General features: G+C 64.6%; 10 protein-coding genes. 6 read left to right on the forward strand and 4 right to left on the reverse strand.

What is annotated here, in order from left to right:
- Positions 1 to 74 precede the first annotated feature (74 nt).
- Positions 75 to 1,376 (forward strand): adenylosuccinate lyase, encoded by a 1,302-nt coding sequence (gene purB / locus OKW52_RS14155; RefSeq protein WP_264506294.1) that lies wholly within the window; start codon positions 75 to 77, stop codon positions 1,374 to 1,376.
- A 150-nt stretch (positions 1,377 to 1,526) separates the two neighbouring features.
- On the opposite strand, the gene OKW52_RS14160 is transcribed toward purB, so the two are convergent.
- Entirely contained in the window at positions 1,527 to 2,315 is a 789-nt protein-coding gene (locus OKW52_RS14160; RefSeq protein WP_264506295.1) for an enoyl-CoA hydratase, read from the reverse strand.
- A 57-nt stretch (positions 2,316 to 2,372) separates the two neighbouring features.
- On the opposite strand from OKW52_RS14160, the gene OKW52_RS14165 reads away from it, so the two are divergent.
- On the forward strand, positions 2,373 to 2,795 hold the full coding sequence (locus OKW52_RS14165; RefSeq protein ID WP_264506296.1) for a PaaI family thioesterase: 423 nt from the start codon (positions 2,373 to 2,375) through the stop codon (positions 2,793 to 2,795).
- On the opposite strand, the gene OKW52_RS14170 is transcribed toward OKW52_RS14165, so the two are convergent.
- The 3 genes from OKW52_RS14170 to OKW52_RS14180 form a co-directional block, all read right to left on the reverse strand.
- Entirely contained in the window at positions 2,792 to 3,493 is a 702-nt protein-coding gene (locus OKW52_RS14170) for an NYN domain-containing protein (RefSeq protein ID WP_264506297.1), read from the reverse strand. The genes OKW52_RS14165 and OKW52_RS14170 overlap by 4 nt on opposite strands.
- A 130-nt stretch (positions 3,494 to 3,623) precedes the next feature.
- Positions 3,624 to 7,049 carry a transcription-repair coupling factor gene (mfd, locus tag OKW52_RS14175; RefSeq protein WP_264506298.1) on the reverse strand — a complete coding sequence of 1,142 codons (3,426 nt, stop codon included), beginning with the start codon at positions 7,047 to 7,049 and terminating at the stop codon, positions 3,624 to 3,626.
- A gap of 4 nt (positions 7,050 to 7,053) precedes the next feature.
- Entirely contained in the window at positions 7,054 to 7,581 is a 528-nt protein-coding gene (locus tag OKW52_RS14180) for a component of SufBCD complex (protein WP_127108594.1), read from the reverse strand.
- Positions 7,582 to 7,710: 129 nt separating this feature from the next.
- On the opposite strand from OKW52_RS14180, the gene hemB reads away from it, so the two are divergent.
- The 4 genes from hemB to OKW52_RS14200 all read left to right on the forward strand — a co-directional run bounded on the left by hemB (position 7,711) and on the right by OKW52_RS14200 (position 11,564).
- Positions 7,711 to 8,709 (forward strand): porphobilinogen synthase, encoded by a 999-nt coding sequence (hemB, locus tag OKW52_RS14185; protein WP_264506299.1) that lies wholly within the window; start codon positions 7,711 to 7,713, stop codon positions 8,707 to 8,709.
- A 136-nt stretch (positions 8,710 to 8,845) separates the two neighbouring features.
- Positions 8,846 to 9,436 carry a lipid-binding SYLF domain-containing protein gene (locus tag OKW52_RS14190; protein ID WP_127108598.1) on the forward strand — a complete coding sequence of 197 codons (591 nt, stop codon included), beginning with the start codon at positions 8,846 to 8,848 and terminating at the stop codon, positions 9,434 to 9,436.
- A 174-nt stretch (positions 9,437 to 9,610) separates the two neighbouring features.
- Complete coding sequence (locus OKW52_RS14195; RefSeq protein ID WP_264506300.1) at positions 9,611 to 11,254, forward strand: HAL/PAL/TAL family ammonia-lyase; 1,644 nt, start codon at positions 9,611 to 9,613, stop codon at positions 11,252 to 11,254.
- Positions 11,255 to 11,327: 73 nt separating this feature from the next.
- The gene (locus OKW52_RS14200; protein WP_264506301.1) at positions 11,328 to 11,564 is read left to right on the forward strand and encodes a hypothetical protein; all 237 of its coding nucleotides are present in this window, start codon (positions 11,328 to 11,330) and stop codon (positions 11,562 to 11,564) included.
- The last annotated feature ends 1 nt before the right edge of the window (position 11,565 follow it).

The following is an 11,565-nucleotide window of genomic DNA, read 5'->3' on the forward strand; positions in this document are numbered from 1 at the left end:
GCCCCCAAGACTTGCACGCCTCGCGCGTGGGGTCTATCAGGCCGCCAAGCCCGCAAAACCGATAAGGATTGCCCATGATCCCCCGCTATTCCCGCCCCGAGATGGTCGCCATCTGGTCACCCGAGACCAAGTTCAAGATCTGGTACGAGATCGAGGCCCATGCCTGCGACGCGCAAGCCGCCATCGGCGTGATCCCCAAGGCCAATGCCGAGGCCGTGTGGAAAGCCAAGGACGTGGAATTCAACGTCGCACGCATCGACGAGATCGAAGCGGTCACCAAGCATGACGTCATCGCTTTCCTGACCCATCTGGCCGAGCATATCGGCGCGGATGACGCGCGCTTCGTGCATCAGGGCATGACCTCGTCGGATGTGCTGGACACCACGCTGAACGTGCAGCTGGTGCGCGCTGCGGACATCCTGCTGAGCGGTATGGACCGCGTGCTGGCCGCGCTGAAAACCCGCGCGTTCGAGCATAAGGACACGGTTCGCATCGGCCGCAGCCACGGCATTCACGCCGAACCGACGACGATGGGCCTGACCTTCGCCCGCTTCTACGCTGAGATGGCGCGCGGCAAGGCGCGGCTGGAAGCGGCGCGGGCGGAAATCGCCACGGGCGCGATTTCCGGCGCTGTGGGGACGTTTGCCAACATTGACCCCTCGGTCGAAGAGCATGTCTGCAAGATGCTGGGCCTGACGCCCGAGCCGATCTCGACCCAAGTGATCCCGCGCGACCGTCACGCGATGTTCTTTGCCACGCTGGGGGTGATCGCGTCGAGCATCGAAAACGTCGCCATCGAGATCCGCCACATGCAGCGGACTGAAGTGCTGGAAGCCGAAGAATTCTTCAGCGCGGGCCAGAAAGGCTCGTCCGCGATGCCGCACAAGCGCAACCCGGTGCTGACCGAGAACCTGACGGGTCTGGCCCGTCTGGTGCGCATGGCGGTCATCCCGGCGATGGAGAACGTGGCGCTGTGGCACGAGCGCGACATCTCGCACTCGTCCGTCGAGCGCGCGATTGGCCCCGACACCACGATCACGCTGGATTTCGCGCTGAACCGTCTGGCGGGCGTGATTGAAAAGCTGGTGATCTATCCCGACAACATGCTGGCCAATATGAACAAGTTCAAGGGCTTGGTCATGTCGCAGCGCGTGCTGCTGGCGCTGACGCAAGCCGGTGTATCGCGTGAGGACAGCTACCGTCTGGTCCAGCGCAACGCGATGAAGGTCTGGGAACAGGGCAAGGATTTCCGCGAGGAACTGCTGGCGGATGCCGAGGTCACGGCAGCGCTGAGCCCCGAGGAGATCAACGAAAAGTTCGACCTTGGCTATCACACCAAGCATGTCGACACGATCTTCAAGCGCGTCTTCGGGTAAACAGATGGCGCGGCTCGGGGGCATCGAGCCCCCTCGCCGCGCGCAGGGGGCGCTGCCCCCTACGGCCTGTCGGCCTACCCCCGGGATATTTATCGAGCAAAGAAAGGTGTCCGCGGTGTGCGGGCCCTTTTGGTTCGGGCCCAGTCTTGTTCAGGCCCAGTCGGGTTTGCGCTTTTCGATGAAGGCGGTGATGCCTTCATCGGTGTCGCGCAAGAGCATGTTCTCGACCATCACGGCACCAGTATGGGCATAGGCCTGATCGAGCGGCAGGGTGATCTGGTCGTAGAAGGCGCGTTTGCCGATGCGCACAGCCGCGCCGAGCTTGGCGGCGACGGTTTGGGCAAGGGTCAGGGTTGCGGCCTCGAGGTCCTCGGGCGGAGCGATGCGGTTGATCAGGCCGAGATCGAGGGCGCGCGGGGCGGTGATGAATTCGCCCGTAGTCAGCATCTCGAGGGCCTGTTTGCGTGGCAGGTTGCGGGTGAGCGCGACCATGGGCGTCGAGCAGAAAAGCCCGATGTTCACGCCGTTCACGCCAAACCGGGTATCCTCAGCCGCGACGGCCATGTCGCAACTGGCGACCAGCTGACAGCCCGCTGCCGTGGCGATGCCATGGACCTGCGCGATGACCGGCTGCGGCAAGGTCGGGATCAGCTGCATCAGCGTGCCGCAGCGGGTGAAGAGATCGGCGAAATAGGCGGCACCCTTGTCGGGTGCGCCGCGGCCCGCCTGCATTTCCTTCAGATCATGCCCGGCGCAGAACGCCTTGCCCGCACCGCGGATCACCACGGCCTTGACGTCCTCGCGGGTGCCAAGCGCCGAGAGCGTCCCGGTCAGCGCCGCCAGCAGCCCGTCCGAAAGCGCGTTCAGCGCCTGAGGGCGGTTCATCGTCACCACCGCCACCTGTTCCGCTACGTCACACAGCACCAGATCATCGCGCATTCTTGCCCTCCTCTTGGCTTTGCCTGACCTTAGGCCCTGCCGAACCGGGAGGAAAGCATGACACCAGTGATGGACGCCGCGTCGCTCAACAGCTTGATGGCCGAGATATTTCCGCAGGTCGCGGCCGATTTCCGCGTTGAGCGTGTCGCCTCGATGGAGGCCGATGTGCGGCTGCTGGTCGGTGACGCGCATCTGCGGCCCGGCGGTACGGTCAGCGGCCCGAGCATGTTCGCGCTGGCCGATCTGGCGATGTATGCCGTGCTGCTGGCAATGATCGGGCCGGTGGCGCTGGCGGTGACGACCAATGCCTCGATCGACTTCATGCGCAAGCCGGAAGCGGGGCGCGACCTGATCGGGCGCGCCCGGCTGCACAAGCTGGGCAAGGTGCTGGCGGTGGGCGATGTGCTGATCACCAACGATGGCGCCGAGGCCGTGCTGGCGCGGTCAAGCATGACCTACGCCATCCCGCCCGAGCGTTAGTCGCGGCGACGCACCTCGACCTGCGCGCCGTTGCGGCGCAACTCATAGCGGCCAGCTTTCTCGACCAGATCCGAGAGTTTGGAGCAGCCGAATGACCGGCTGTCGAAATCGGGATGCGTAGCCTGAATGGTCTGGCCGATCAGACCCAGCTGGAACCATTCACCTTCAGGATCAAGCGCTTGCATGGCGGCATTGATCATAGGCACGGCGGCAGTTGCGTTGGTCGCAGCGCGCGGGGCTTCACGCGGCTCGGGCTCGCGGATCAGGTTTTCGACAAAGATGAACCGCTTGCAGGCCTTGCGGAACGCCTCGGGCGTTTTTTGCTGGCCGATGCCATAGACGTCGAGACCCTGCTCGCGGATGCGGCTGGCCAGACGGGTGAAATCACTGTCCGAGGAGACCAGCACAAAACCGTCAAAGCGACCCGAATGCAGCAGGTCCATCGCGTCGATGACCAGCGCGATATCCGAGGAGTTCTTGCCGACGGTATTGGCCGGCTGGTGGTGCGGGACCAACGCGAGGCCCGGCAGACGCTCTTGCCAGCCCGACATCTGCTGGCGCGAAAAATCGCCGTAGATGCGGCGGACCGAGGCCTCGCCAAGGCTGGCGATCTCTTCGAAAATGGCTTCGGCCCATTTGGGGGACGAATTGTCGGCGTCGACGAGGACGGCGAGGATGGGAGTTCCGTTGCGGGCCATGATGGCTCCTTGTGGTACGGTTGGCAGAGGGGCCTTGCCCCTCTTGGTGCCTGCAACCCGTCAGCGCCGAGTGTCGGACAGGGTGACGGCGCGGGCGAGTGTGGGGTGAGCGCGCCGTTGGCGCAAGAGCTCAGATCGTGGCCTTTTCGGCCAGATCGCGGGCGACAGAGAACGCGCCGCGCAGTTTTTCTTTCTCGTTCGACCAGTCGCGCGGCAGCACAAGCTTGTTGTCGCGGATCTTTGCGCCGGGGCCCTGCGTGTGAAGAAACTCGACCAAGCCTTTGGGGTTGGGGAATTTATCCTGGTGAAACTGAACAGTCGCACCCTTGGGTCCGGCGTCGAGCCGGGCGATATGAGCCTTCTTGCACATCGCCTTGATGCGCACAACGACCAAGAGCGTGTTGACCTCTTTGGGCAACGGGCCGAAGCGGTCGATGAGTTCGGCGGCGAAGCCTTCGAACTCGACCTTGCGCTCCAGCGTGGCGAGGCGGCGGTAAAGGCCGAGACGGACGTCCAGATCGGTGACATAGGCCTCGGGGATGAGCACCGGCACGCCGAGGTTGATTTGCGGCGCCCATTGGCCATCGGTCAGGTCGGCCAGTTCGCCCGAGCGCAGCTTGGCGATGGTGTCTTCGAGCATGGATTGGTAAAGTTCGTAGCCTACCTCGTTGATATGGCCCGATTGTTCCTCACCCAAGATATTGCCCGCGCCGCGCAGGTCCATGTCCTGACTGGCGATGTTGAACCCGGCGCCGAGGCTGTCAATGGACCCCAAGACCTTGAGCCGTCGCTGTGCTTGCGGGGTCAGCGGCATGCGCGGTTTGGTGGTCAGGTAGCAATAGGCGCGGGTTTTCGAGCGCCCGACGCGGCCCCGGATCTGGTAGAGCTGCGACAGGCCGAACATATCGGCGCGGTGCACGATCATCGTATTGGCGCGCGGGATATCCAGACCGGATTCGACAATCGTGGTGGCCAGCAACACGTCGTGCTTGCCGTCGTAGAAGGCGTTCATGCGCTCGTCCAGCTCACCCGCCGCCATCTGGCCATGGGCGACCAGCACGGAAACCTCGGGCACCTGATCGCGCAAGAAGGCTTCAATATCAGGCAGATCCGCGACGCGCGGCACGACAAAGAACGACTGCCCGCCCCGGAACCGCTCGCGCAGCAGGGCCTCGCGGATGGTCACGGTGTCGAATTCCGACACATAGGTGCGGATCGCCAGACGGTCGATCGGCGGGGTCGAGATCAGCGACAGATCGCGCACCCCGGTCAGCGACAACTGCAGCGTGCGCGGGATCGGCGTGGCGGTCAGGGTCAGGACGTGGACGTCCGAGCGCATCTCTTTCAGACGCTCCTTATGCCCCACGCCGAAGTGTTGCTCTTCGTCGATGACCATCAGACCCAGATTGCGGAACTTGATCGATTTGGCCAGCAGCGCATGGGTGCCGACGACAATATCGACCGTGCCATCGGTGATCCCGGCGCGGGTGGCGGTGGCTTCCTTGGCTGGAACAAAGCGCGACAACTGTTTGACGATCAAGGGGAAACCCCGAAACCGCTCGGCAAAGCTGTGGTAGTGCTGGCGCGCCAGCAGCGTGGTCGGGCAGACCACGGCGACCTGAAGGCCGGACATCGCGGCGATGAAGGCAGCGCGCATCGCCACTTCGGTCTTGCCGAAACCCACGTCGCCAACGACCAGCCGGTCCATCGGGCGGCCGCGGTCGAAATCGTCGATGATGTCCTCGATCGCGCGCAGCTGATCGTCTGTCTCGGCATAGGGGAAGCGCGCGGCGAAGGCGTCCCACAACCCCTCGGGCGGGTTCAGCACCGGGGCCTTGCGCAGCTCGCGCTCGGCGGCGATGCGGATCAGCTTGTCGGCCATCTCGCGGATGCGGGCCTTGAGCTTGGACTTCTTGGCCTGCCACGCCCCGCCGCCCAGCTTGTCGAGCAAGCCTTCCTCATGCCCGTAACGGCTGAGAAGTTCGATGTTTTCCACCGGCAGGAACAGCCGGTCACCGCCGGCGTATTCCAGCGCCAGACATTCATGCGGCGCGCCCATCGCGGTAATGGTTTCCAGCCCCGTGTAGCGCCCGACGCCGTGATCGACATGGACCACCAGATCGCCGGGCGAGAGGCTTTGCGCCTCGGACAGGAAATTCTCGGCCTTGCGCTTGCGCTGGGTGCGCACCAGTCGCTCGCCCAGCACGTCCTGTTCCGAGATCACCGTCAGATCGGGGGTGACGAACCCTGCCTCGAGCGGCCAGACCACCAGCGCGACAGTGCCCTTGCCCTTGAGCGCGCGGGCGTCGGCGGCAGGTTTGGCGTCGGTCAGGCCGTGCTCGGCCAGAAGCCCCTCTAGCCGCTCGCGCGCGCCCTCGGACCACGAGGCGATGACGACGCTGCGTTGTTCACGTTCCGTCTGAACATGATCGCGCAGTGATTTGAAGATGTTTACATTTTCCTGCTGGCGCTCCAGCGAGAAACTGCGCCCGGCGCGACCTTGGGCGTCCAGCACCCCCGGTCCGGGCGGCTGCGGCAAGGGCGAGAGCTGGACCACCCGCAGGCGGGCCAGCGCCGCATCCCACGCCGCGTCATCCAGATACAAGAGCTGCGGTGCGGCGGGTTTATAGACCGTATCGACCCGCGCCTTGACCGCCAGCGCCTCGCGCCGGTTGTCGTATTGGTCGGCGATGGTTTCCCAGCGCGCGGCACGGGCGGCGTCGGTCTGGTCGTCCAGCATCACCGACGCACCGGGCAGATAGTCGAAGACGGTTTCCAGATCGGGCTGGAAGAACCCCAGCCAGTGCTCCATCCCCTGATGCTTGCGCCCCGCGCTGACCGCCTCATAGAGCGGATCATCAGTGCCCGCCGCGCCGAACTCGATGCGATAGCTCTGGCGGAACCGGGTGATCGCGGCGTCGTCGAGGATCACTTCGGACGCGGGGGCCAGTTCCAGCCGGGTCAGTTTGCCGGTGGTGCGCTGGGTGCCGGGATCGAAACGGCGCAACCCGTCGAGCACATCGCCGAAAAGATCCAGCCGCACCGGCTCGGTATCGCCGGGCGGGAAGATGTCGATAATGCCGCCGCGAATGGCGAAATCGCCGGGCTCGGTCACTGTCGGGCTGGGCGAATAGCCCATGCGGGTCAGGTAGCTGCGCAGCCCCTCCTCGTTCACCTGCCGCCCGACATCGGCGACAAAGCTGGACCCGGCAATCGTGCTGCGGGCGGGCAGCTTTTGCATCGCCGCGCTCAGCGTGGTCAGCAGGACGAACGGCCCCGGCACGCCCTGCGCCAGCGCGGCCAGCGTGGCCATGCGGCGCGCCAGAATATCGGGGTTGGGCGAGACGCGGTCATAGGGCAGACAATCCCATGCCGGCAGCGTCAGAACCGCCAGATCGGGCGCAAAGAACGCCAGCGCATTGCGCATGGCCTCAAGCCGCTTGTCATCGCGCGCGACATGGATCACCGGCGCGCCGCGCTTGGCGATCTCGCGGCGCAGCAGTTCGGCGTCAAAGCCTTCGGGCGCGCCGCCCAGCAAGATGCGTTCTGCCGCCATGTGCTCAGCCACCCAGAACCCGGACCGACAGGTTTTGCCACATGCCCCACATCGTGGTGACCAGAATGGTCAGCAGGCCAATTGACTGCACCCCGACGCGGTACCAGGTGATTTTCTTGACCAGGGGCAGATCGCTCAGGGTGCCGGTTTCCAGCTTGGCGGCCAGCCGCAAGCCCATCCACGCAGCCAGCGTCAACGGACCCAGCAACAGAACCAGCGCCTGCGCCAGTTGGAAGCCATAATAGAACCCGAGCGAGGCCAGAAACGTGATGATCGAGATCCAGAACGCCAGCAGCCATGGCCCAGAGCTGCGCAGGATCGCCATCCGCCGCCGCGCCTGAATCATCGCCAGCGTGTTCAGATCTTCCATGTCCTGACCGCCCTTGCGCTTGGCGCGCACGACCAGATCAAAGGGCACACCCATGACAAAATGGGTCGCGTTCGACCACGCGACGGCAAGGATGATCCAGAACCAGAGGTTGGAAAAAGACCCCAGATCGATCGTAGAAATTAGCGAGTCCGACAGATTCACCCGCGCGCCCCCTGTTTGACGTCCCTGACTACTGGGGTTTCGCGCCGGGGCCAAGCGTCGAAAAGCCACATGCCCTTGAGCTTGCCCGCAGTGCATGGCACCTAAGCCTCCAGATCTGGGAGATTGCCGATGCCCGTCCACACCCCCGCCGCCTTTCCTGCCGCCCGTTTGCGCCGCCTGCGCCGTACCTCTGCACTGCGCGATCTGGTCGCCGAAACCGCCGTCACCGCCGCTGATCTGATCTGGCCGGTGTTTATCCGTGAGGGTCGCGGCGTTGAGGAACCGATCCCGTCAATGCCCGGTGTCAGCCGGTTGTCACTGGACGTGATGCTGCGCAAGGCGGCTGAGGCGCATGCCGCGGGCGTGGGCGCGATCTGCCTGTTTCCCTATACAGACCAATCCCTGCGCACCGAGGATTGCGCCGAGGCCTGGAACCCCGAGAACCTGACCAACCGCGCGATCCGGTTGCTCAAGGCCGAACTGCCGGACATGGCGGTGATGACGGATATCGCGCTCGACCCGTATAATGCCAACGGCCATGACGGGTTTGTCGTGGGCCAAGAGATCGTCAACGACGAGACGGTCGCGGCGCTGGTCAAGATGGCGCTGGCACAATGCGAGGCCGGGGCGGATATTCTGGGGCCGTCGGACATGATGGATGGTCGCATCGGCGCGATCCGGCACGCGGTGGAAAGTGCCGGATATCAGAAGGTTGCGATCCTGTCTTACGCGGCGAAATTCGCCAGCGGCTTCTATGGCCCGTTCCGCGATGCGGTCGGAGCCTCGGGTCGTCTGGTCGGCGACAAGAAGACCTATCAGGTGAACCCGGCCAACCGGCTTGAGGCCCTGCGCTGCGTTGCGCGCGATCTCGATGAGGGCGCGGATATGGTCATGGTCAAGCCGGGCATGCCCTATCTCGACATCTGCCGCGCGGTGAAGGACGAATTCGGCGTGCCAACCTTCGCCTATCAGGTCAGCGGCGAATACGCGATGCTGGCGGGCGCAATCGAGCGGGGCTGGCTGGGCGAGGCGGTGATGCTGGAAAGCCTTCTGGCCTTCAAACGCGCCGGCTGCGACGGGGTTCTGACCTATTTCGCCCCGGCCGCCGCCAAGGCGTTGCGGGGTTGATGACCGCAAGGGCAAGCTTTCGCGCAACCGGCGGCTGCGGGCGTGACAACGGCCTGTCGCTGTCCTATACTCAACAAACACAGGCTTTTTCGGTGACCGGAGCACAAGACTCTGGACCGCGTATATGAGGATGAGCATGACCCAGATTTCGCGCCTTACGCGCCCCGTTTCGCACAGCATTTCGCGGCGGGGCCTTTTGGTCGGTGGCGCTGCCACCTCGCTCTTGGCAGCCTGCGGCAACCCGGTTGGCAATTTCAACGCCGAACGGCTGGACTCGCGCGTTGATGCGACGCGCGACTTCCTGCGCCAGAACCATCCCGAACTGAACGAACTGTTCGCGAACGCGCAGGGCATGCTTTACATGCCACTGGTGACCGAGGCCGGGTTCTTCCTGGGCGGATCCTTCGGTCAGGGTGCGCTGCGCATCAACGATGCAACGGTCGATTACTACTCGGCCACCCGTGTCAGCGCCGGTCTGCAAATCGGCGCGCAGCAGTATGCGCATGTGCTGTTCTTCATGACGCCGCAAGCGCTCAGCGATTTCCGCGCTGGTGAAGGCTGGGCCGCCTCAGCCGATCTGCGCTATGCCACGCCCGAACAGGGCGGCTCGGCCGGGGTGCAGACCACGACGATGTTCTCGCCGGTGATCGCGGTTGTCTTCGGTCAGGCCGGGCTGATCGCCGGGGCCTCGCTGGCGGGCGTGCGCTATCAGCGCATCATTCCCTGAGCCGCAGAAATCCGGAAAGTTTCCGATGGGCGCACCGCAAGGTGCGCCCTTTTCCGATCCGCGACATGCGCGCGGCAAGGGCCCGCAGATTAAATCGTTTCCATGGAAAATGCCCATGGACGACCCCTGCCCGCCTGCTAGCCTGCCCGCAAGGAAACGCGAGGGAGGAACCGCATGATTATCGTGAGTGGCGAAGGGCTGGGGCTGGACGAGATTGTCGCCGTCTCGAAGGGGGCGAAGATTGCGCTGTCGACAGACGCCGCCGTGCTGGGCCGGATCGAGGCGTCACAGGGCCGGATCGAAGCCGCCGTCAACAAGGGCGAACAAGTTTACGGCGTGACCACGCTCTATGGCGGCATGGCCGACCAGTATGTCCCGGTCGAGCGCATGGTCGAGCTGCAGCATATCGCGCTGTGGCATCACAAGACCGCCACCGGCCCGCGCCTGCCCGCCGAGGATGTGCGCGCCGCGATGCTGTTGCGCATCAACAGCCTGATGAAGGGCTATTCTGGCGTCCGGCTGGAACTGATCGAGCGCTATGTCACCTTCCTGAATGCCGGTGTCACGCCGCACGCCTTCCAGCGCGGCTCGATCGGGGCGTCGGGCGATCTGGTGCCGCTCAGCTATATCGGCGCGTCGGTGATCGGGCTGGACCCGGCGTTTCTGGTCGATTGGGGCGATGAGGTGCTCGATTGCGTCACCGCGCTGAAGCGGCTGGGGCTGGAGCCGCTGACCCTGCGGCCCAAGGAAGGGCTGGCGATGAACAACGGCACCACCGCCTCGACCGGGGTGGCGGCCAATGCGATGGGCCGCGCCACGACCGTTCTGGCGCTGGGGCTGAACGTGCAGGCGCTGCTGGCCGAGGCGCTCTTGGCCACCAACCAGTCCTTCCACGCCACCATTCAGGCGATCAAGCCGCACGCGGGTCAGGTGTTCATCGGCAAGCTGTTCCGCGACCTGCTCGAGGGCTCGTCGCTGATCCGCTCGGAAGCCGCAGGCGAACGCGGTCACCGCAGCGGCAAGCTGATCCAGGACCGCTATTCCCTGCGCTGCCTGCCGCAATACACCGGCCCCATCGTCGACATGATGGCAGTCGCCGCGCAGCAGATCACGGTCGAGGCCAACAGCGCCAACGACAACCCGCTGGTCGATCCCGAGACGGGCGAGGTCTATCACACCGGCAACTTCCTGGCGCAATACACCGGCGTGGCGATGGACACGCTGCGCGCGCAACTGGCGATGTTGCTCAAGCATCTGGATGTGCAGATCGCCATGCTGGTCACGCCCGAGTTCAACAACGGCCTGCCGGCGTCCTTGGTCGGCAACACCGCGCACGGACTGAACATGGGCCTGAAATCGCTGCAGCTGACCTGCAATTCGGTTGCACCCCTGGTGCAGTTCTATGGCCGCTCGATGGTGGATCTGTATCCAAGCCATGCCGAGCAGTTCAACCAGAACATCAACTCTCAGGCGATGAACGCCGCCAATCTGGCGCGGGACTCGGTCGATGCCTGCGAGCATTTCCTTGCCGCCGCCTTGGTCTTCGCCGTGCAAGCGGTCGAGCTGCGCGCCAATACCGTGCGGCCAGGCTTTGACGCCTCGGACATGCTGTCGACGCGCAACCGGGCGGTTTATGCCGCCGCGCGCACGGCGGCTCTGGGCGCGCCGGATGCTGAAAAACCGCTGCTGTGGAACGACACCGAAGGGTTCATTCAGGACAAGGTCGAAGGCATCCTGACCGACCTGCGCAGCGGCAGCCTGATCCGCGACGCGATGGCACCGACGCTGTCTGAGGTCAACGCCTTCCTGAACGGCTGAGACGATTAACCTTGCCTCCGGTGTGCCCACGGCCCAAGCTTTCGCAAGGGTTGTGGGGCCCGGGGGAAGTACCATGAAATCGCTGATCACCGCTGTGGCGGTCGTTGTTGCCTTGGGCGGCAGCGCCGTGGCTGCCGAAACGCCATCGACGGCAAATCTGTGGGGCTATCTGGTTACCCATGGCTCAGAGGCCGTCGTGCAACCGGCGTCATGCTGCCGGGTCTGCCGCACCGGTTACGCCTGCGGAAATTCCTGCATCAGCCGGTCATATCGCTGCCACCAGCCGCGCGGTTGCGCCTGCGACGGCTGAC

Origin of the sequence: Pararhodobacter zhoushanensis (assembly GCF_025949695.1) — a bacterium.
GTDB lineage: Bacteria > Pseudomonadota > Alphaproteobacteria > Rhodobacterales > Rhodobacteraceae > Pararhodobacter > Pararhodobacter zhoushanensis_A.

Excerpts from the sequence above, each read along its gene's own strand:
- OKW52_RS14190 (WP_127108598.1), top strand. The coding sequence starts at position 8,846 with ATGACCCAGATTTCGCGCCTTACGCGCCCCGTTTCGCACAGCATTTCG.
- OKW52_RS14200 (WP_264506301.1), top strand. The coding sequence starts at position 11,328 with ATGAAATCGCTGATCACCGCTGTGGCGGTCGTTGTTGCCTTGGGCGGC.
- OKW52_RS14195 (WP_264506300.1), top strand. The coding sequence starts at position 9,611 with ATGATTATCGTGAGTGGCGAAGGGCTGGGGCTGGACGAGATTGTCGCC.
- mfd (WP_264506298.1), bottom strand. The coding sequence starts at position 7,049 with ATGGCGGCAGAACGCATCTTGCTGGGCGGCGCGCCCGAAGGCTTTGAC.
- hemB (WP_264506299.1), top strand. The coding sequence starts at position 7,711 with ATGCCCGTCCACACCCCCGCCGCCTTTCCTGCCGCCCGTTTGCGCCGC.
- OKW52_RS14165 (WP_264506296.1), top strand. The coding sequence starts at position 2,373 with ATGACACCAGTGATGGACGCCGCGTCGCTCAACAGCTTGATGGCCGAG.
- OKW52_RS14160 (WP_264506295.1), bottom strand. The coding sequence starts at position 2,315 with ATGCGCGATGATCTGGTGCTGTGTGACGTAGCGGAACAGGTGGCGGTG.
- OKW52_RS14170 (WP_264506297.1), bottom strand. The coding sequence starts at position 3,493 with ATGGCCCGCAACGGAACTCCCATCCTCGCCGTCCTCGTCGACGCCGAC.
- purB (WP_264506294.1), top strand. The coding sequence starts at position 75 with ATGATCCCCCGCTATTCCCGCCCCGAGATGGTCGCCATCTGGTCACCC.